Annotated in this window: 22 protein-coding genes and 1 tRNA gene; 12 read left to right on the plus strand and 11 right to left on the minus strand. The window is 37.4% G+C overall.

The features are described 5' to 3' along the window. Positions 1 to 214: 214 nt before the first annotated feature. The 7 genes from CSP5_RS02720 to CSP5_RS09945 all read right to left on the minus strand — a co-directional run bounded on the left by CSP5_RS02720 (position 215) and on the right by CSP5_RS09945 (position 6351). Positions 215 to 1297, minus strand: a complete 1083-nt coding sequence (locus CSP5_RS02720) for a M20/M25/M40 family metallo-hydrolase (protein WP_021789885.1) — start codon at positions 1295 to 1297, stop codon at positions 215 to 217. After that, positions 1294 to 2142 (minus strand): lysine biosynthesis protein LysX, encoded by an 849-nt coding sequence (gene lysX / locus CSP5_RS02725; RefSeq protein WP_077075993.1) that lies wholly within the window; start codon positions 2140 to 2142, stop codon positions 1294 to 1296. Before lysX ends, CSP5_RS02720 begins: the two co-directional genes overlap by 4 nt. Next, complete coding sequence (locus CSP5_RS02730; RefSeq protein WP_241810773.1) at positions 2139 to 3353, minus strand: aspartate aminotransferase family protein; 1215 nt, start codon at positions 3351 to 3353, stop codon at positions 2139 to 2141. Before CSP5_RS02730 ends, lysX begins: the two co-directional genes overlap by 4 nt. Beyond that, the gene (locus CSP5_RS02735) at positions 3350 to 4153 is read right to left on the minus strand and encodes a [LysW]-aminoadipate/[LysW]-glutamate kinase (protein ID WP_021789882.1); all 804 of its coding nucleotides are present in this window, start codon (positions 4151 to 4153) and stop codon (positions 3350 to 3352) included. Before CSP5_RS02735 ends, CSP5_RS02730 begins: the two co-directional genes overlap by 4 nt. Before the next feature lie 3 nt (positions 4154 to 4156). Continuing rightward, the gene (gene argC, locus CSP5_RS02740; RefSeq protein WP_021789881.1) at positions 4157 to 5209 is read right to left on the minus strand and encodes an N-acetyl-gamma-glutamyl-phosphate reductase; all 1053 of its coding nucleotides are present in this window, start codon (positions 5207 to 5209) and stop codon (positions 4157 to 4159) included. 82 nt (positions 5210 to 5291) lie between these two features. Further along, a complete protein-coding gene (lysW/argW, locus tag CSP5_RS02745; protein WP_197683166.1) occupies positions 5292 to 5465 on the minus strand; it encodes an alpha-aminoadipate/glutamate carrier protein LysW in 174 nt (57 codons plus the stop codon). A gap of 754 nt (positions 5466 to 6219) precedes the next feature. Continuing rightward, a complete protein-coding gene (locus CSP5_RS09945; protein ID WP_277868666.1) occupies positions 6220 to 6351 on the minus strand; it encodes a hypothetical protein in 132 nt (43 codons plus the stop codon). Between the two features lie 300 nt (positions 6352 to 6651). Between CSP5_RS09945 and CSP5_RS02750 the strand changes: the two genes are divergently transcribed. The 5 genes from CSP5_RS02750 (at position 6652) to CSP5_RS02770 (ending at position 10524) form a co-directional block, all read left to right on the plus strand. Next, the gene (locus CSP5_RS02750) at positions 6652 to 6933 is read left to right on the plus strand and encodes a hypothetical protein (RefSeq protein WP_021789879.1); all 282 of its coding nucleotides are present in this window, start codon (positions 6652 to 6654) and stop codon (positions 6931 to 6933) included. Between the two features lie 2 nt (positions 6934 to 6935). Further along, a complete protein-coding gene (locus CSP5_RS02755) occupies positions 6936 to 7547 on the plus strand; it encodes a hypothetical protein (protein ID WP_021789878.1) in 612 nt (203 codons plus the stop codon). A gap of 60 nt (positions 7548 to 7607) precedes the next feature. Beyond that, complete coding sequence (locus CSP5_RS02760) at positions 7608 to 7964, plus strand: HEPN domain-containing protein (RefSeq protein WP_172399380.1); 357 nt, start codon at positions 7608 to 7610, stop codon at positions 7962 to 7964. 549 nt (positions 7965 to 8513) lie between these two features. Then, complete coding sequence (locus CSP5_RS02765) at positions 8514 to 9572, plus strand: type IV toxin-antitoxin system AbiEi family antitoxin (RefSeq protein WP_171970417.1); 1059 nt, start codon at positions 8514 to 8516, stop codon at positions 9570 to 9572. Positions 9573 to 10257: 685 nt separating this feature from the next. After that, positions 10258 to 10524, plus strand: a complete 267-nt coding sequence (locus tag CSP5_RS02770) for a hypothetical protein (RefSeq protein ID WP_077075995.1) — start codon at positions 10258 to 10260, stop codon at positions 10522 to 10524. Positions 10525 to 10620: 96 nt separating this feature from the next. Here the strand turns inward: CSP5_RS02770 and CSP5_RS02775 are convergent. Beyond that, positions 10621 to 10693: transfer RNA gene (locus tag CSP5_RS02775), tRNA-Val, on the minus strand. Positions 10694 to 11211: 518 nt separating this feature from the next. Between CSP5_RS02775 and CSP5_RS02780 the strand changes: the two genes are divergently transcribed. After that, a complete protein-coding gene (locus CSP5_RS02780) occupies positions 11212 to 11493 on the plus strand; it encodes a hypothetical protein (RefSeq protein ID WP_021789873.1) in 282 nt (93 codons plus the stop codon). On the opposite strand, the gene CSP5_RS02785 is transcribed toward CSP5_RS02780, so the two are convergent. Together CSP5_RS02785 and aspS are read right to left on the minus strand one after the other, a co-directional pair. Continuing rightward, entirely contained in the window at positions 11487 to 12446 is a 960-nt protein-coding gene (locus CSP5_RS02785) for a 3-hydroxyacyl-CoA dehydrogenase family protein (RefSeq protein WP_021789872.1), read from the minus strand. The two genes, CSP5_RS02780 and CSP5_RS02785, sit on opposite strands and share 7 nt — an antisense overlap. A 212-nt stretch (positions 12447 to 12658) precedes the next feature. Then, a complete protein-coding gene (gene aspS / locus CSP5_RS02790) occupies positions 12659 to 13942 on the minus strand; it encodes an aspartate--tRNA(Asn) ligase (RefSeq protein WP_077076012.1) in 1284 nt (427 codons plus the stop codon). Positions 13943 to 14336: 394 nt separating this feature from the next. Between aspS and CSP5_RS02795 the strand changes: the two genes are divergently transcribed. After that, a complete protein-coding gene (locus CSP5_RS02795) occupies positions 14337 to 15665 on the plus strand; it encodes an NfeD family protein (protein ID WP_021789869.1) in 1329 nt (442 codons plus the stop codon). A 49-nt stretch (positions 15666 to 15714) separates the two neighbouring features. Continuing rightward, entirely contained in the window at positions 15715 to 16644 is a 930-nt protein-coding gene (locus CSP5_RS02800) for an ROK family protein (RefSeq protein WP_241810788.1), read from the plus strand. A gap of 8 nt (positions 16645 to 16652) precedes the next feature. Here the strand turns inward: CSP5_RS02800 and CSP5_RS02805 are convergent, their stop codons facing one another. Then, positions 16653 to 17018: a winged helix-turn-helix transcriptional regulator gene (locus CSP5_RS02805; RefSeq protein ID WP_021789867.1), complete on the minus strand. Its 366-nt coding sequence runs from the start codon at positions 17016 to 17018 to the stop codon at positions 16653 to 16655. Positions 17019 to 17103: 85 nt separating this feature from the next. Between CSP5_RS02805 and CSP5_RS02810 the strand changes: the two genes are divergently transcribed. From CSP5_RS02810 to CSP5_RS02825, 4 genes are all read left to right on the plus strand, one after another. After that, complete coding sequence (locus CSP5_RS02810) at positions 17104 to 17337, plus strand: heavy-metal-associated domain-containing protein (RefSeq protein ID WP_021789866.1); 234 nt, start codon at positions 17104 to 17106, stop codon at positions 17335 to 17337. Next, entirely contained in the window at positions 17337 to 18767 is a 1431-nt protein-coding gene (gene merA / locus CSP5_RS02815; RefSeq protein ID WP_021789865.1) for a mercury(II) reductase, read from the plus strand. Before CSP5_RS02810 ends, merA begins: the two co-directional genes overlap by 1 nt. A gap of 57 nt (positions 18768 to 18824) precedes the next feature. Then, positions 18825 to 19616, plus strand: a complete 792-nt coding sequence (locus CSP5_RS02820) for a DNA adenine methylase (RefSeq protein ID WP_021789864.1) — start codon at positions 18825 to 18827, stop codon at positions 19614 to 19616. A gap of 110 nt (positions 19617 to 19726) precedes the next feature. Continuing rightward, entirely contained in the window at positions 19727 to 21667 is a 1941-nt protein-coding gene (locus CSP5_RS02825; protein ID WP_077076796.1) for a DNA gyrase/topoisomerase IV subunit B, read from the plus strand. The last annotated feature ends 8 nt before the right edge of the window (positions 21668 to 21675 follow it).

Raw genomic sequence — 21675 nt, forward strand, 5'->3', positions numbered from 1 at the left:
ATCTGTAATACAGTAATAATCAAATTATCAACGTTTGTCCAAATAGAAGGTTTTAAAATTTACAACTTTAAAATATTGTCGACGGCAGGGTGAAATAAATCTCTTTTTAGCAAAATCATTCAATTAATCGATTCGTTTACCATGCAACGCTATCTAATTATGTTTGAGCGATTTATAGATACATGTCCATTATGTTCCTTTTTTTAAATTGGATCTAGTATTTTAGTTCTCTTTCCAGTGATATCAAAGCTTCTGAAACAATTTCAGCACTTTTCTCCACGTCCTCCAGTCTTATGAATTCATTATTAGTATGTGAAAGCTGGGTGTTTCCTGGACCATAAGTTATAGCAGGAATATTCCATGAATTTCCGAGAACGTTCATATCGCCACTCCCGCTTTTGAACACAAGCCTGGCATTGGCCCCAGTCTTCTGACCTATTGCGAAACGAAATGCCTTGGCCAGTGGGCTTTTCGTGTTTGATACATAAGGCTTTACCTCGCTAATTATTCTTATTTTCACCTGAACTGGGAGATTCAATGATTCGCATATTCCTAACACTTCTTTCAGGATGTCATTTTTATCTACTGGCATGGGAAATCTAATATCAAGTGTTATTGTCGTTTTTGAGGGGATAACATTGTCTGATCTGCCTCCATGAATACCAGTCATTGCGACAGATACTTCATAAAACCCCGTTCTTCCGGAATAATGATCCCTAATTTTAGACCATGCCGTCATGGCGGCATCCACAGAGCCGCCTCCGATCCAGGGAGCACTGGCATGAAAAGGTTCCGTTTCGAACATAACATCTAATAATAATCTTCCCCGGTAACCAACAGTAATGCCGTCAACATTACCAGGCTCACCGAATATTGCATAATCGCTCTTCGGTTGTGTCCGTGCAACCTCAAGTATGCCCTTTCCCATGCCTTCTTCTCCAGTTGCAGCTATTACGGTCAATGTTCCCTTGAACCCTGCCTCCTTAGCGATTATTGCACCATAGAGAAGTGAAACCAGTGATGACTTTGCATCCACTGACCCCCTACCATACAAAACTCCATTCTTAACCATGACTGGGAGTTTTCCTGGAACAGTATCTATATGACCACATAGAGTTATGGATAATCCCTCTCCGGCAAATATACCGAGTCCATTTCCTGCTCTATCTGTTATAACATTTGTTGCCCCTAATTTCTTAAGATACGAATTGAATATCGAGATAGCCTGTTTTTCTTTTCCAGTGGGTGAGTAGGTTTTAACGAGATGAATTAGAGTATTATCTATATCCTTAATCATTTCGAAACCTCAAGAAGATAGTCCAATATATCCCCAGGTATATCGATCTGAGTAGTGCTTGCTATTGTCTTGAACTCACTGGTACTATTAACCTCATGAACAAGGTAACCCCGTTCTGATTCCATTATGTCCACTCCTAGTATTCCATTTCCAACGCTTCTCGCAGCTTTTAGCGATATTTTCTCTAGCTCTGTAGTAATTTCACATTTCTCTGCACGTCCACCTATGGCGGCATTAGTTCTCCAGTCCCCTTCTGGCTGATATCTATACATTCCACACACTACTCGATCACCTATGACAAATATTCTTATGTCTCTTGGAGGTCTCTTAACATATTCCTGTAAATAGAATATTGAATACAAAGGATACATATATTCTCTGTCCTCTAGAAGAGCCATCGCCGATTCCGGGTTATTCATGAGCGCAATCATTCTGCCCCAACTTCCTATTACTGGTTTAAGAACTGCTCTTCCCTGAAATTTTTCCGAAAACTGTTTCATTGCAGTTTCGTAACTGGTGGAAACTGATGTTAAGGGTGATGGGACTCCGTTTGAAATAAGGGCCAGGGAGGTCAACATCTTATTTCCAGCGTTAATTATCGTCTTAAGATCATTTAGAACACTTTGTTTCTTATACTCAAGAAAGGCTGTCGAATGAAGTCCGCGATAATACGATGTGCATCGTTGCAGCGTTATGTTTCCATAATAATCGGGTAAAGGCTTATCGAAGTCCATATCAATGTCCTTAACATTTAACATTTTCAATTCTATTCCTTTCCTGTTAGCGGCCCTAAAAATAGCCTTTTCCTCCCACCTGACGGTATCATAAATCATAGAAATATTCATTTTTGATCGTTCCTTCCCTGCTTCTTTATATATTGATCGAGTGCAGTCTTTAGTATTTCAATCGCACGATCAACCTCTTCCTTGGAGACAGTGTAGGGTGGCAGCATCCTTATTGTGTTTATTCCTGAGTATAATGTAATGAGACCAAGATCAATCATATCCATAAGTATGGGAACGAATCTTACTCTAAGTTCCATGGCAAGCATCATTCCAATACCCCTCGTCTGTGATACCAGTCTATGGGAATCGGTTTCCTCATTCATTCTTTGAAGTGTGTATTTTCCCATTTCACTGGCCCGTTTTATCATCCCGTTTCTTAGTTCTTTTATTACCACTTCTCCTGCGGCACATGATAAGGGATTTCCACCAGTTGTAGAACTCTGCTCCCCAATTCCAAGTGACTCAACGAATTCTCTTTTTCCCACTGTTACGCCCATTGGTATTCCACCTCCAATGCCCTTGCCTATTGTCATTATATCCGGAGTTATTCCCCAGTTTTCGTGTGCCCACATCTTTCCGGTCCTTCCAAGTCCGGATTGAATTTCGTCCATTACCAGGAGTGTTCCATAGCTGGATGTAGCCTCCCTGACAGACGGGAGAAATTGAGGGTCTGGGAGATTGATACCACCCTCTCCCTGAATTGGTTCCATGAATACGGCTGCAACATCTTCCTTTTTTAACAAAGTATGAACATGTTCATAATCTCCAAATTTCACAAATTCAACACCCGGGATCAGCATGTCTTCAAAAGAACTCCTGTATTTTGCTGAATGTGTTATGGAGAGGGCCCCCAGTGTTTTTCCATGATAACCCTTCTCCATGCTTATGATTTTTTTTCTTTTAGTCGATTTAACCGCTATTTTTAGTGCCGCCTCTATGGCTTCCGCCCCGCTATTTGAAAGATACGCCATGTTTAGCCCCGTCGGTGTAACATTCATAAGTTCTCTAAGAAATCTCGCCCTCGCAGGGCTGTAAACTGATGTGTGCGTTATATATATTTCATCCACTTGCTTTTTTATTGCCTCTGTTATGGCATTATTTGAGTGACCAAGAATAGCGACTCCATACCCACTCATAAAATCAAAATATTCCTTTCCGTTCATATCCCATATTTTTGTCCCTTTAGCTCTGGCTGCAACCACTGGTATTTTCTGATATGTGCCCGCGAGGTAACGGTCTTCAATCTCCTCAGTAAGCCCGTTTTTCATCATTTTGTTATCACCGTCCTTATATTCGTGTTAATTGCGGCTGATATTGGCATTGGTCTATTTCCATTGGCAATAATTACCTCATTGGTACCAGCTTCTATGGATTCAATCGCGGCCATGATCTTTTTATCCATGCCATTCCCAACCAGTCTTAACATTTTTACAGCCTGTTTCATATTAAGTTTCTCCACTAATTTTCCGTTAAAAATTATACCATCGACGTCCGTTAAAAGGATCATCTTTGTGGCTTTCAATTCCCCAGATATAGCTGATGCAGCTCTATCTCCATCTACGTTCAGAGGTTCATGCTCCAGTCCAACCGCAATAGGCGCTACTACAGGGGTGATTTTTTCAGAAAAAAGATACTTAATGAACGTTCCATTTACCGATAATATCTTACCGGTGTATCCACCATCAATGAACATTTTCCTACCCTTCTCATTCATCGCTATTAACCTTTTTTTCCTCTCCGCAATAATCGTGGGCCCATCGATACCAGACATACCGAAGGACTTCATTCCAGCCTTTTGCAGTGCAAGAACTATGGACGCGTTAATGCTTCCACGCATACTCATTATATAGGTTTGCATCGTTTGAGCATCTGTGTATCTACTTCTTATTCCACTGGGAGAAGTAATAAATTTCGCCTCCATATTCAACCTTTTACAAAGATCGGTGACAGCAGGACCTCCACCATGGACAATCACATATTCATCATCTTTGTTCGATGAGAAATCTTTGGTAAAACTTTCTGATATACCATTTTTCATTAGACTTCCTCCCAGCTTTAAAACAATTACCACGATTTACACCAGCCGCATTGGAGACATCATTAACCCCTCTTTCTCATCAAATCCTTCCATAATATTCATTGATTGAATTGCGTTTCCAGCTGCTCCCTTTATTAGGTTATCTATTGAACCAATAGCAACTATCCTTTTTACATGCCGATCAATAGCGAATCCAAGGTCTATGAAATTTGAACCTACAACAAGTTTAGGATCAGGGTATTTATAGACCCCGCTTGGATCCATTATGAACCTAACAAATGGTTCTTCTCCATACATTGTTCGGTAAGCGTTCCATATATTCTGAATTTTAGGCTCTCTCTCTACAAATACACTACTTGTAGTTAGAATTCCTCGAACCATGTTAATTGAGTGTGCTGACATAGTAACTTTTACTTTGGTACCTGAAATAATAGAAAGTTCCTGCTCAATTTCTCCTATGTGCCTATGTCCTGATGGACTGTATATCCTTACCGAATTGTACCTTTCTGAAAAGTGAGTCGCCATGGATGGCTTATTTCCTGAGCCCGACGAACCTATTTTAGCGTCAATCACCACCACTCCATCCAGAAATCCTGCCTTGGCAAGTGGTGCAATGCTATAAATCGAAGAGCTTGCAATGCATCCTGGAACAGAAATGAAACGTGCCGACTTCAATTCTTTCCTGTGAAGTTCTGGCATGCCGTAGACAAATTTCTGGAGAAGGTCAGGGGCTGGATGCTCCCAGCCATACCAGACTGGATAATCTGCCTGGTTCCTAAACCTGAAATCCGCACTCATATCTACAATCTTCACTCCCATTTCAGACATTTCAGGCACATGTTCAATGGATGATCCGTGTGGAACCGCCATAAAAACAATATCTACTTTTGATGCAGCTTCTTCTGGGGTGTCCATGGAAAATCTCATAGAAGTGAACCCTTTGAGATTAGGATGCGCTTTGAAAACATACTCCCCGGCATGCTGTTGTGAAGTTGCAACTTTGACTTCGACTTCAGGATGCATCAGAAGAAGTCGCAGTAGTTCCCCCCCAACATATCCCGATGCACCAACAATAGCTACTGTCTTCAATTAGTAATTCCCCATTCTAAACAGAAAATAGTGATCACTTTTTTACTAATATACGAAATGAAACCGTAAGATTCTGGGCTATTCATTCACCCCAATCCTCCTTTACCTCCTCTGCCACCTTGAGAAAAAATTTTCCAGGACTTTCTTCCTGTATTTCATAATCCAGTCCACAATCTCCACAACTGACAATTTCTCCTTTTAAGGCATCATCAGGGACTATAACCTTTCCACCACACATTTTACATTCCATATTCATTTTCATCCCCCCTAGATCCAAAACAGAGCCGTAAGCTATGCAACTCTTCTGGAGTAGCATTTAATGAGACTTGTTTTGTAGTATTCCATTTATTTTATATAAATATTAAAACGTTATTGCCATAATTAGTCTTAGTTAGATTAAAATGGTTAGAATTGAAATATTTATTAATAAAACTGTCAGAAATCTTGTCACCAGTGATACTATTATAGCAACATTCTTCAATAGATATGGTTCCAGTCAAGGAGGCAAAAGTAGTTAAAAAACCATTATTTTGGCTCAATTTTCAACATTTCACTTTTGTAAAATAACGAAAAACAGATCATATTTAATATAAAGGGTGTGTTTGTAATACAGCAATGCAAAATACTCCATAGAACTCCTAAATCATAAGTATCAATACAAGATAATTACGGTTGCAAAAGGTTAAAATGCTGATTGAAGAGCAGTCATTTGCAACTATAGTATGAAAAAAAGGAGTGTGACACAGACAAATCAACAACGGCAAGAATTTAACAATAAAAAAACTCTCAAAGGTAGGGTCATCAGATGTCAGAACATAAATTACGACTCTAAAATTATAATGTTAACAGAACCGTTTGGTACGATTTATAACTGATTAAACAAAGATAATTTAGAAGCGCTATGAAAGTTTTGATTTAGAAGATTTTTCAGACTCTCTGAGACTTATCTTCTTGCTGTGTTCCTTACGATACGTGCCAAGATCAACCTGACTTTGTACATTAACGAGCAGTTACTCTTCCCTGATGGGAAGTCTCTTCTGTAGAATCTTTTCTATAGAATAAAGTTTATACATTACTACATTCTGGAATCCTATTATTTCAGAAAGGAGTGAATATGTTCCGCTCTGATATATCAAGATCATTGAATATATAATTGATGTAGTTTTTACTTTATCTCTTAAAAAATAAACCACATATGAAGTGGACCTGAACAGACGTCATTATAAGTGTAAGTAAATCCTTTTCATACTGTAACGAAATTTATGATTGTCATCTTCTCTAATAACGTTTATCGTTAAACTGATAAGTTAACATCTTGCTCTACCAGATCTTGTAACGCATTCAGGAAAAAATTCAATTAAAACCTTTGAAAAATCTAAAACATCTATTCCTTCACTTAATTTAGTAGCAAACTAAAAAAAGAAGAATAGTATTTAGTATTAATGAAGGAAATGAGTGTGGAAGTTCTTAATTTGGCTCGAAACTTTGATGTTGAGAGTGGTAAGCCATCTGTCGTTGTATCATTTGGAAATTGCATAGATAGCACTCCAGATGTAAGAGAGAGGGTTGAAGCAAGTGGACAGACAGCTCAACCGGATAAAACAATTGCCAATCGAGTAATATTATTCGTGCCAGATGTATCTGAAACGCCATACATTCTTGGCTCTAAATGGAATTTAAAAATAGAAGATAATGGTTCCATATCAATAACAAGGGATATGTAAATATGACATTTACAAGTCAAATAACAAATTATTCTTCAAATGCTGGAGAGAGTCCAAAAATTTTATTTTATCCTACTCAACTTGCAATTAAAGAAGATAGACATAAAAGAAAACCTTACGAAGGAAAAAATGTCATTGGTGAAAAATTTTCAATCCCTACATCAATTCCAATAGGGCCTTTTGAAAGTTTCACAAATTCAGACCCTATTAAGACCTCAAAAAAGAGTCCAAGCAATATCTTAGATAATACCTTAGAAAAAATAGTAAAGACAAAATTCGCTTTCATTAGTCCTGACAATCTTTCATTGATAAAAAATTATATTTCTAAAATGCATGCAACGAACAACTACAATCCAATAAATCTATTACTTATGGTTGAGAAAACAAACAAATATTTACACGAAGTTACTCAATATGGAAAAGAAATTTTCACAGAGATAGAATATTTTTTAGACGAAGAGGATGAAAAGTTAGATGGAATATCGATAAATATTTATTTGCCAGTCAAGGATGCAAAAGAGATTTCTGATATTTGGAACTACCTGAACGAAAATATTGATTCCGGAGAAAGTGGCTCTGAAAGGATCTTTTTTAACATTAGAAAAAAGATGTAAAGTATGCAACCGAAAACTTTGCTAAGGCTTTCATCTGAATTTATTTCAATGATGTCTAAAATGTCAGATGATGATCTCATAGAAGGTTTAGTTAGAGCATCCATTGAAAAATCCTACTATTATGCATTCCTAGCAATTAGAGAAGCAATGACTGCAATTGGAATCCAGATAACTGGGACTTCTGTGGCGCATCATGAAGTCATCGAAAATCTAAAAGAATTCTGTGAGCCTAAAATGGCTAATATCTATAGTAGGAAGCTCAAAAGTCTAAGGTCTCAAAGAAATACGGCCACGTACGATCTTTCTAAAAAGATAGACAAAATTGACGCAGAATCTTTAATATTAGAAGTGGGAAAACTATTGGAGGAATTAAGTAAAGATAAAAATTTGGGTGCCCAAATATTAAATTATAAATAACGCTCCCACAATCACGTGTCATAACCACTTCAAGATTATATAAAGGAAAAAGAGAAAGCATTCAATTGTTTATATGCTCATTTACTAATCTCTATTGCAATATATATTTCTAAAAGCAGTTTCAAAGTTATAAGTAATCGATTCTAAAATGACTAAAATCAATGTGAATAATTAAACACTATTGAATTTGTATTGTCTAAACATAATTTACTTAGCTGGTGGATTGCTTCTCTTGTTTCATGCCACATCTGATCAATGGATCATGAGTATAGAAAAGTGAGATATCATAGATTATAAACACATTAAATGAATTCAAAATTATTTGATGCTGTCGGTGAAACTCCTAACCTAAGACTGCCTTGATGGGAAAAAAAACGGATCTCCTCTTTTTCCATTTCCTGTTCTTGATGTTTTTCCTTTTCTTTCTAGAATTGTCAGGGCAAACCCTACCTGCATTGTTAGATGAGTAGTAAAAAAATACAAATCATTTAAATGAAAACAATGAATTTACCATTTGGTAAAAAATTGGAATTTACTAAATTACATTCAATGAATGAAAAAGAAACGATTAATGAATTCATTAAGAAACTACCATCTCTCCTACCGAATATGGATATAGAGGACATATCATACGAAATACCAATAGACAAAAAGAGTTATTCTCATATAATGGTCAAGATTCTAACCGGAAATAAAAAGAAAAACCTACTTATTGAGGTTAAATCCAATGGAGAGCCAAGGTTTGTCGAAAGGTCCATTTATCAACTTAAAAATTTAACTAAAATTAAAAAAGGAATATACCCCGTTTTTGTCGCCCCTTACATTAGTGAAAGAGCAAGGGAAATTCTTAAATCAGAAAACATAGGTTATATTGATTTAATAGGAGACGCATACCTGCAATTTGACTCAGTATTGGTAGACCGTATAAGCATCGCTGAGAGGAAAACAGAGAGACGTCTCAATCGCGGTATATTTGCCAGTAAGGCAACTCGCATTTTAAGAGCAATCCTTAATGATCCTGGTAAGAAATGGAAGAACACAGAACTTGCCAATATATGCAGAATGAGCCCTGCCGGTGTTTACTTTGTTGTGAATCAGCTTGAAGATAAAGGCTATGTATCACGCGATGAGGACAAGAGCATTAAATTAATAGATTCAAAAAGGCTTCTAAAAAATTGGGCATCAAACTGGACAGTAGAAAAGAGCAGATCAAATGCTTTCTTCTCATTTGCAAGAAGTCCAGAAGAGATAATATTAAAACTCGCAAAGGCAGCAGATGAGTTGAATCTGAAATACGCATTCACAGGAATGGCAGGAGCTTCAATGGTAGCACCATTTGTACGATATAATGATGTATGGGTATATATCTCAGGAGACCTAAATGAGATAGTGAAGAAACTTGACCTCAGACCAACAAGCTCTGGAGCCAATATTAGGATTTTTGAGCCCTTTGATGATGGAATATTTATGGATTTTAGGGAGATCAGAGGAATAAATGTGGTGAGTAACATCCAACTTTTTGTAGATCTATTCACATACCCAGGCCGGGGACAAGAGCAGGCTGAAAAAATTCTTGAGATAAATAGCAAAGAGGATGATATATCTTGAAGACACGTTTTTCATCTGCCTTTGAAGATCAATTGATTCACACATCTAAAAGTGTTCCAATAGAGTTAATGCGAACTCTCAGACTTATACAAAGTAGCAATAGTTTTAATTGGAAGTTTGGTACCGTACCTGCTATTTGAATCTCGTAAAATCCGGGAAGATACTTTTATGCATGTGGGCTCAACTGACATTGACCTAATTGTTGACCCCGATATTGTTGATAATAATGAATACCAGACAATTGTAGAATTAATAGAACAAAGTGGTCGGAATCAATTATCTGGTAACAGTTCATTTTTGCAAGAACGGTTAGAGGGAAAGACTTCTTCTACAGAGATACAACTGTGGATTTTCTAAATCCTCAAAAAGGGACATGGGTAAAGAACATCGTCGAAAGTTAACCGTTTTGAATTATCAATCGTAACGTTGCTGTCTGATTTCAAAACGTTTTGGCTGATTATACAAAACATTATTTTAATGGATTTCCAAATATAGATCCCTTTTTTCTAAAATGGACCAACAGGAGACAGGTGATAACAAACTCTATTTGAGCGACATAAGCAATAGTTGAATACGGCCTCCAAAATATACTGTATTTTTTTAAGAATAACCAAATCTACCAACCAGAATATTCATGAGTCAGCCATGTGCGTATAAACTTATATATTACATAAAAATATGTAACATGATGGAAAATAAGTCAATACTACATTATCCGAGGTTGGATACTATCCTTATGGTGGAGGATACTCTGAGAAAAGCAGAAGAATATCCATCAAAGAGGCAGCTGTGGCTTGCATTGGAGAAGAAAGTGATGTACCAAACATTCAACCTAATAATTTCATATCTAGAAGAATCTGGAAAAATTGTTCAGCATAATGGGAAGATAATCTGGGTGTGGAATCCTGAACTGTTAAGCAAGTATAGTAACAACAAGCTGGTACTCAAGTAGTGAGTGACACGAAGGCCGTAGTGGCATTTGCGGACGAAGATCGTCAGGAAAGTTCTAGGAGTTGAGAAATATGATTTTTTCATACTGTTATGTCTATGGGCCCGACCGGATTTGAACCGGTGACCACCGCCTTGTAAGGGCGGTATCATAACCACTAGACTACGAGCCCTCTCTTCAGGATATTCACAATGTATATATGAATTTTGAAAAATGAACGTTCTGTTATCCCGATAAGTTTCTCAAAAGTAATGGTTCTAGATTCAAAAATTCATATAGATAAATAAGAAGGAAATCATCTCAATAAAACTCTGATTTATAGTAATCTGGATCACCTGACTTAACTACAATTTCTTTCTCTTATCTTACCGTTAACCTATTCATCACACCAAAACGATTTAAAAGTGTTTGTTTGCTTAAACAATAGTAATAAAATTAAATTCAGAATAAATTCATAGAATAATCATAATTTTGCTGTAAAAACTGAATTTTCCAAATATTTTCATATTGAATAAATCATGATAGTTTATATCATTAATATTTTAAAATATACTGAAAGATATATATTTAGATTTACAACGTTGCTCATAATATTTAACGTTTTACTTTCTCCTTTCACCTTAATAATTGTCTTGGAATAAATCGCTAAATTTAAATATCTCTTTAGAGTTAAAGTCTTAAGTGTAAAAAATGAGAATTGAGATAGGAGAATGTTTTACCGTGGAATTTGAAATGTCATTGTTCCAGGAAGATAGAAAACTCTTGCCTGTCCACATTTTCGACAGAAATATGGAAAGATTTGAAATGTTGGAACTGAACAGAACAATGATTAAATCAATTAACAGGTTTTTACATGATAAAAGCATAAAGACTGCTTTTCTGACAATAGTCAGAACTTCCAGATCAAAGTATGAAATAACACCAGGAACATTCATTATAACGAAAGAAAGAGGAAGGTTTCCAGTTCAGTAGCTGTAAACTCCTTTTCCAGTCTTTCTCCCAAGCTTGCCTGCATTTCTGTACATTTTCAAAAGATTGGAAGGTCTGAATTTGGGATCGGCATATTCTTCATAAAGAATTTTCATAACGTCATAAGTGACGTCTATACCAACCATATCAGCGAGTTCCAGTGGGCCCATGGGCATCCCTGCCCCATATTTCATGGCTGAATCTATGTCTCTTGCAGAGGCAACTCTTTCATCCAGCATAAAGAAGGCTTCATTTATCATTGGTACCAGTATCCTGTTAACCAAAAACCCTGGCACCTCCTTAACCGATATGGGTTTAACCGGACCCCTATGATTTTTTAACGCACTAAAAAAACTCATGGTTTGCTCAAAGGTTTCATCAGAAGTTTCCATTGATCTTACAATCTCTACCAGTGGGAGTGTATAAGGCGGATTAAAGAAATGAGTCAGTATAAATCTTTCAGGGTACCTGTAAAACTTTGACATCTGGGTTACACTTAATGAGGAGGAATTTGAGGCAAGGATTGCTTTTCCATCCATGATCCCACCTAGTTTTTGAATTATCTCTTTTTTGACATCTATATTCTCAAAGGCAGCTTCTATTATAAGCTGACATTTTTTCATTTCATCATATTTTAATGAATAGTGGATTCTCTTTGCTATTAGATTCACAACTTCATCTGTGTAAGATGATTTTAGCGTTTTCCTTATCTGTTCTTTCTGCTCATCAGTAAGTTTAACACCGAGTTTTTCTATTTTTTCAATTTCCTTTTCTGACCTGCCGTTGCTGAATTTTAACTGCGATTGCATGATCTTTTCAATATTCATCTTTCCCCTGTTCAGCATTTCATCATTTATGTCCACAAGGTGAACCTCGTATCCATTGAATGCCATTAGATATGCAATGGATGCTCCCATGGTTCCTGCACCCACAACTCCTATTTCCTTTATTTCCATATTTGCTCATAGCTCAAAATTATAAATCCTTATTCCAGAGTATATAAACGTTCAAAAGTTGATGATAAAATTTTTATTCCTGTTTTTATTAATAATATTAGGTCTTATCGATGGATAAAAAGAAAATTCTGCATGACCTTGATGAATTGGAAGCGGCCGACACTGAAGAAATGGATAGACTTGTTTTTGGAGAAGAAAGAAAAAAGAAGGGTTCAGGGAAAAACTCTCGTTCTATCTCTAGGAAATAGGGAAGCTTCCCTAATATTATTTAACCCGAGGATGACCTGAGTAAGTCTTTCAAGACCCAGTCCCCATCCAGCATGTGGTGGCATCCCATATCTGAATGTTCTAAGATAGAATTCAAAGTTATCTGAATTTAAGCCTTTTTCCTCTATTCTACTTTTTAATTCATCCGGATTGTGAACTCTCTGGGCACCAGAAGTTAGCTCTATCTCCTTAAACTGAAGATCATATGACTTCGTAAAGTTCTTGTTATCGTCAAGAGTTGCTGTATAGAATGGTCTCACCGTGGTTGGCCAGTTTATTATGAAATAGAAATTTTCAAATCTTTTTCCAATAATCTTTAGACCTTCGTTGTTCAGATCCTCTCCATCCTTCTGATCTACGCCTTCTTGCTTGAGGATTTTAACGCATTCACTGTATGTAATTCTTGGAAATGGTGTAACTGGTTTTTCCTTTACCAGAGACACTTCCTTTGCCTCTGGCACATTATTCAGGAAATTCTCTACACCAGCTGCGATGGATTCTTCAAGCATCTTCATTGCATCCTCATGATTAGAGAATGCCATTTCTATATCAATGGATGTAAATTCGTTCAGATGCCGTGGTGTGTTGTGCTCCTCAGCCCTAAATGCTGGACCCACCTCAAACACCTTTTCTATTCCTGAAGCAATGAGCATTTCCTTGTATAATTGTGGGCTTTGATTAAGGAAGATATCCTTTTCGAAGTATTTTACACCAAAAAGTTCTGCACCTCCCTCAGTTGCAGCAGAAACCGTTTTTGGGGTTTGAACCTCTGTAAATCCCTTATTCATCAGGTAATTTCTTATACCCCACAGCAGTGCGGATTTTATGATAAATATTCTGTGATGTTCAGGCTTTCTAAGATCCATAAATCTATTGTTAAATCTTGTATCAAAATCAACCTCAACCTCATCAACAATTCCAACTGGGAGTGGAACCTCAGCCCTGTTTAGAATTTCCATTGAGTCAACAACAATCTCCATTCCCAGTTTGCTCATCACCTTTTCAGGAATTTTCCCGGTGATTGAAACAACACTTTCTCTTGTTATGTTGGTAAGATCAGCGAAATGTTTATTTTCTTTCCTGAAAGTAGCCTGAATAAGTCCACTGCTATCTCTCAGTATTATGAAACCTATATTCTTCATGACTCTTATTTCCTGAGCCCATCCCATTAAAGTTATACTTTCTCCAGAAGTTAATTTATTAACATCCTTAACAAAAACAGTTTTCATAGTTCACGCATTTTGAAGTTTCTAAAAACTTTTTCTAATATAAATTGGTTTGCGTTTTTGAAATCAATTAAATTGCCATATCTCTTTCATCTGAAGCATATTTCATTGATTTCTTTGCAAGATTTTCATTAATACAAACTAAATGACTCATGCCATTACCTTAATACCTACATTACTTCGGTAGATTCTATAGCGGTGTCAAAGGCATATATATGAGAATTCTGGTGACATAATAGGTCATGAAGCATTTCTTTTTTCACTCAATGATGTTATTCACTGTGTATTCAATGATATACCTTCACTATTACTTTCCAAAAGCTTGTGAACAATTTCAATTACATGGCTGCGGGTGTTAATGTAAATAATACTAAATATAGGTATGAAATTGTTGGATATGGATAAATCGAAGATCCCACTAATTCTGGCGATCTTAGTTATTTTAATTCTGGTAGTTTCTATGTTACCAGAAAGTTCAACTAATCATAACAGTTCAAATAATGTTACATATATGCAGAGCAGTACAGGTAAAAACCTGGTTATAATCAATTTTGACTATTCAGTTGACCCGGGAGCGGTGGACATGTTCAACAGTGCATTGAGTGGGTTGAACAGCACCAATACAGCAGGTGTTGTCATTGAAATGAACACTCAGGGTGGCTTGATAGATAGCATGCTTACCATAATAGACGATATTAATCACACCGAATCCCTTGGGATTCCAGTTTTCACATATATCACCACAAATGGTTTCGGTGCATATGCAGGCGCATACATAGCAATGGCCTCCACACAGGTATGGATGGCCAGAGGTTCCGTAATAGGTCCAGCAACCCCATCAGAGGATGCATCCGATTTTCAGTCACTTATGATAAGCCTTGCACAGGAACATAATCATAATGCCACAGCCGCATCTCTTATGGTAACCAATGGCGCAACCTATTCATATTCCAGCGCCACATCAAATGGGCTTATCAATGGAAACACGACCAGTTTCAACAACTTTCTAGCAAGAATAAACATGGCTGGATACCACCAGGACACAATTTCCGAATCCTATTTTGACCAGTTTGTCAGTTTCATAAGCAATGCCACAGTGGATGGTCTTCTAATTTCATTCGGCTCACTTGCCATATTACTGGATTTATACCACCGAACAATTTTTATGACATTACTTGGTTTAGGTTTGATAATTTTGGGGTTCCTCGGATCACAGTTGATCGATGCTTCAGTCGTGGGTCTTGTCTTTCTGGTTATGGGCTCCATACTGATATTTCTAGAATTCAAGACTGGACATGGAATAGCACTTATGGCTGGTGTTGCTGTTGATATAATCGGAACTCTATTTCTTGTATCTCCACAGTATGATCTTACTGCACAACCCTATTCTTCGGGATATTCACCTTCTCCAATAAACGACTCATTCATAATAACTGCAGTACTTGTTCTTTTGATTGCAGCATTTATAGCCTATTATATAAATAGAATCGTCAGGTCTCAGGTGAGAAAACCTGTTACAGGCTGGGAATCCATGATTGGAAGTGAAGGTACTGCAGACACAGATATAGATCCAGAAGGATGGATATCTCTTGAAGGTGTAAGGTGGAAGGCAAGGACTGAGACAAACGAGAGAATTGAAAAAGGTGAACATGTGGTTGTTATAGGTATAAATAACCTGACTTTGGTCGTAAAAAAGGTGGTAGATTCTGGACGTACTGGGATTTGATATAGGTGGTTCTAAAATATCTGTATTTCTTTCAGAGAGTAATGGTGAAATCCATAAGAGACTTAAAATTAAGACTCCTAAATTCAACTCTCCACAGGAAATGGTAGATCTAATTGGCAATATGGTGGAAAGCATCGAGGAGGAAACCGGGAGGATTCCTGATGCTATTTCTGTTGTTATTGCAGGAGCAGTTGATGCGAGACGGGGCATAATACGTTCATCACCAAATCTATTTGGTGGAACGGAAATTGAATTTTCAAAAATGCTGGAGGAGAGACTGGGAAAAATAGTTTACATAGAAAATGATGCCACAGCAACAGCTATTTCTGAGAAAATATTTGGGAATGGCAAGTCTCAGGACAATTTCCTGTATATTACAATGAGCACCGGCATAGGTGGAGGTGTATTCATCAACAATAGAATTTATAGAGGATCTCTGGGAATGGCTGGAGAATTTGGACATATGGTAATAGATCCCCTTGGTCCTGTCTGTGGTTGTGGAAGAAGAGGATGTTTTGAAATCATGGCTGGTGGAAAGGGTACCCTGAGGATAGCAGAAGCCATGAATACCTATGCAAAATCACCCTATTTAAAAAAAATTCCACCGGAAAAACTTGAGGCAAGACATGTTTTTGACGGTGCTGAGGCTGGAGATAAAGAATGTATACGGGTTATCGACAAGGTTGTGGAAAACATGACCAGAGGTGTCGCAAACCTTGTAAATATTTTTGATCCAGAAGCCATAATGATAGGCGGTGGGCTTTCAAATTCAAAAGAGCTTGTGGTTGATGGGATTGCCGAAAGACTTCAGGAAGAGCTCAAAACAATGAAAAGGAATGTGGAAATATTCAGGACAAATCAGATAACAGTCGAATTATCACCACTGGCAGTTGTCCTATATGAAAAGGAGATGCCATCATTCAATTATGAGAGAATTATAAGGGAAATGAGGCAAAAGATTGCAGAAAAGACAAAATGAAATTAAATCTACGAGGTTGCCTCATCACTTACAAGTTTGACGAACGGTTCAAGAGAAGTCAGTAACCTATCACCAAACTCCGTGAGAGTGTAGGTTAACTTTCCTCCTGCGTTACTCTTGCTTATTATACCAGAATTTACCAGTTCCCTTAATCGCTTTGAGATTATGGTAGAACTTGACATTGGTATATGTGCCTTCACATTATTGAAGTTAGAACCTTTACCATTGATCTTAATGCTGAGCATGACAAGCAGGGAATATTTTCTTGAGAGCACCCTGAGAACAGGCAATGAAGGATCGATGCAGAGTTTTTTACCATCAACTTCTATCATGCATATCTCAAGTCTGTTCTGTCTCCTTGAATATTCATCCATGCTAATAAAGTTAGAAAAATAATATAATCTTTTAGTAAACAAAAGTTTACTTTGTACTATTTATAAACAGAATTAATTTCTGTATATGGTAGAAAAAAAGATTGAACTGAAAATATACGGAATGACATGCGAGGACTGCGCCTTCACCATAAAAAATGAAATGGAAAAAATAGGTGCAAAAGATATAAACATAGATTATAAAAAAGGGATAGGAAGTCTCAAACTGGATGATTCGGAAGATCCAAAGGACAGGATACTTAAAAGTCCAGTTTTTTCTCCACAATCCCATTATAAGGCAATAATCAAAAAGGTGGAGTGATGCAGGAGGAATTTGATATTGCCATTTTGGGTCGGGGAGCAGCAGCATTCTCATTTGCCATAAAAACCTCTGAACTGAGCCATAATCAGGCAAAAATTGTAATGATAGGCTATGGATTTATTGGAGGCACATGTGTTAATGTGGGTTGCGTCCCATCAAAGTATATCCTTGAGTCTGCAAAATTATATCAGAAGATGATTCATCCTCCATTTCCAGGTATATCATCTGACGAAAATTCTCTGGATTTCAGGAAGCTCATGGAAAGTATTGAAAATTTGACATCAGGCGAGAGAAAGACAAAATATGAGGATGTGCTGACATATTATCCCAATATTCACATAATGAATGGTCGTGGAAGATTTCTTGGCCCTGATAGGTTAGAAGTTGTAAATGGTAACGAAAGGTCAGAAATAAGTGCTGATAATATTGTAATTGCAACTGGATCATCCTCATCATACCCGAATATAAAAGGAGTGAAGGAATTGAAGGGTGAACTTCTCACAAGCGATAGTGTCTGGAATTTGAGAGAAAAACCTCATTCCATGGGCATAATTGGTGGAGGATATATTGCCCTGGAGCTGGGCCAGGCACTCTCCATGCTCGGTGTAAATGTAACTATTTTCAAACATCATGATACTATAAACAGGATGGGTGACAGAGATGTTGATCGTAAACTAATAGATGCCATTCAGTCGGATCATCTGAAGGTCCTCACAGGATATTCGGTGAATGAAATTAAAAAAAATGGAACATCCTATGAAATAATTGCAGAAAATGAAGGATCTATTTCTAAATTTGAGTTTGAGAAGGTAATGATTGCTTCTGGAAGAAAGGCCAATGTGGAAAGCTTAGATCTTGAAAAAGCTGGTGTGAAATATAACAGTAGAGGTATAACTGTGGATGAGAGTATGTGCACATCAAATTCACAGATATATGCTGCAGGTGATGTGGTAGAACAGAAATTTAACCTTGAAACCATTGCAGCAAGAGAGGGAACAATCGCAGCAAACGCCATGTTTGGGCAGCCTTACGTGCCAGTAGATGAAACATTCATACCATGGGGAATATTCACAGACCCGCAGGGTGCCTTTGTAGGGTACAGTGAAAATGAACTGAGGCAAAAAGGGATTGCCCATGAGTCAGTAGAGATAGATCTTGAATCAGTTCCAAAGGCCAGAATTATAAATGAAACAAAAGGGATCTATAAGTTGCTGTTTTCAGCAGATGATCATAAAATCCTTGGTATACAGGTTATTTCACCAATGGCAACGGAGATAATAATGGAAGGTGCTTACATATTGAGGAATAATATGAGCATTGAAGATCTTGTATCAATGACACACATATTTCCAACAATTTCAGAGGGAATAAAGATTGCAGCCCAATCCTACTCAAGGGATATTTCAAAAATGAGTTGCTGCATGGAGTAAGAAAAAATTTTTCAATATTTTTATGCGAGCTATCAATCCGGTCTCAAAGGATCTAAGATGAAAAAGTTGAGGCTCATAAAATATCCCGGTTCAAAGTGGGTTTCCATTCCTGATATAAGGGAAGTTTGGAAAAAATCAAATATGGAAGCATTCGCTGATGTTTTTGGAGGATCAGCAACGGTTTCACTAAACATGGGTGCAGAGAACGTAATATATAACGAATTAAACACTCAATTATACAATCTTTTACTGAGCCTCAGAGATTCATACGATTCGTTTATGGAATATGTAAAACAGTGGTTGACCTCACCAAAAAGTTTTATGGAATTCAGGAAGCAGTTGAAGGAAGAATCAGATGAAAAAAGGGAGGACAGAACATACAGTGCCTTCAAAACATTTTACAGGTATAACACAACCTTTGGTGGAATGGGAGAAACATATTCAACATCAAGGGAAAAGAGTACCTTCACGGCAATGGGTAAAACAATTGGCGTTCTCCCGGCAATACACAAGACCATATCTACCTGGAAACTGGAAAACATGGATTTCCTTGCATTCATAAGGAAATATGACAGTGAAAAAACTTTTCTGTATATGGATCCACCATATCCTGGCAAGAACTGGTATGAGCACAATTTTTCCATAAAGGATTACAGAGATCTTTCTTCTGTCAGGAAGGAAATGAGAGGAAAATATCTGATGAATTTTGACCGGGGGAGTGAGCAGATTACAAAGGTTTTTGGTGAACCACAGTTCATAAGAAAATACGAGAACAAAAATGGAAATGGCGAAGATATGGAAGAGCCATTCAGATACATCTCATTTTACACAAATGTACTGAATAAATAGACCAAATTTTGATCTTCGATTGAATTAGTGTTTTATTGACTCTTCAATTATAATATTGATGTGTGAAAAAAAATTAAAAACAATATATGTAATGAAACCATGTGGGTAGGATAAGTTTGGATCAATACGACGCATCACAGATACAGATACTTGAGGGATTGAAGGCCGTAAGAAAAGTGCCAGGAATGTATATAGGTAATACTGGAGAGGGCGGTCTTCACCATCTTGTTTACGAGGTTGTAGATAACTGCGTTGATGAAGCGAACGCAGGATTTGCAGATAAGGTATTTATAACGCTTGGAAGAGACGGTAGTGTAACAGTTGAGGATAATGGAAGAGGCATTCCAGTGGACATACACCCTCAATACAAGAGACCGGCACTTGAAATAGTGCTGACGGAGTTACACAGCGGTGCAAAATTTGACAAAAAGGTTTACAAGGTTACTGGCGGTCTTCATGGGGTAGGAGTACACGTTGTTAATGCACTCTCAGAAAAACTTATTGCTGTAATTAAAAGAAATGGGAATATTTATTATGAAATTTTCAGGAGAGGCATACCAGATGGTCATCTGATAACAGTAAAGGAAGATGAAAAGGATAATGATCCAATTCTGAAGGATATAACACTCAATTTAAAGAGTGAATCCGGTACAACAATTAAATTCTGGCCTGATCCAGAAATTTTCCAGGAGACAGTATACAGTTACGAAATTCTAGAACGAAGAATGAGGGAACTGGCATATCTAAATCCCAATATATTCTTTGAGATGAGGGATGAAAGATCAGGAAAGAAAGATACATTTCATTTTTCAGGAGGGTTATCCGAATTTGTATCATATCTTTCTGAAGGATATGATCTGCTTTTAAAGGAAACAATCAGGGGGCAGGAAGAAAAATCAGATGTGGTTGTTGAATTTGCACTTCAGTATTCTTCAAATTCCATGGAGGTCATGAAGTCCTTTGTAAACAATATCAGAACGGACGAAGGCGGAACTCACGTTGCCGGTTTTAGGACGGGACTGTCTAAGGCAATTCTGGATTTTGCAAAGAAGAATAACCTCGTAAAGGGGGTGGACAATTTAATTGGAGATGACGTAAGGGATGGACTTGTTGCTGTTCTGCACATAAAAATGTATAATCCGCAGTTTGAGGGGCAGACAAAGGAAAAACTGGGAAATGGTGAAATCAAGGGTATTGTGCAGTCCATACTGGAAAGTCAGATGAAGTTTTATCTGGAAAGCTATCCACATGTGGCCAATCTCATAGTAAGAAGAGCATTAATGGCTGCAGAGGCAAGAGAGGCATCCAGAAATGCCAAAGAACTCATAAAGAAGAGGTCAAGCCTGGGGACCGGGAGTATGCCGGGCAAGCTTGCAGACTGCTCATCATCAGATCCATCAAAAACAGAGATATATATTGTGGAGGGAGACTCTGCAGGTGGATCTGCTAAACAGGCAAGAAACAGGGAATATCAGGCAGTAATGCCACTCAGGGGCAAAATTCTGAATGTGGAAAAGGCAAATGACAGCAAAACATTCGCCAATCAGATAATCAAGGATCTTATCATAGTGCTCGGTACAGGCGTGGGAGATGAATTAAATCTTGACACTTTAAGATACGGAAAAATAATAATCATGACCGATGCCGATGTGGACGGTGCACATATAAGAACCCTGCTACTTACATTCTTCTACAGGCATGCACTGAAACTGATCAAAAATGGAAACATATATTTTGCAGAGCCACCGCTCTACAGGGTACAGAAGGGTGACAAGGTCTACTATGTATATTCCGAGGAGGAAAGGGATAAGATAGTAACAGAACTTGGTAAAAATGTGGTAACACAGAGGTTCAAGGGTCTTGGGGAAATGAACCCTGAGCAGCTTTGGGATACGGCTATGAATCCTGATACCAGACGACTGGTAAGGGTAGATGTTGAAGATGCAGATGAGGCAGATCACACCTTTTCAATTCTCATGGGAGACAAGGTAGAACCAAGAAGAAGATTCATAGAAGAGAATGCAAAGTACGTGGAGGAAATCGATTTTTAAGGTGATCT

Origin of the sequence: Cuniculiplasma divulgatum, from assembly GCF_900083515.1 — an archaeon.
GTDB classification, from domain to species: domain Archaea; phylum Thermoplasmatota; class Thermoplasmata; order Thermoplasmatales; family Thermoplasmataceae; genus Cuniculiplasma; species Cuniculiplasma divulgatum.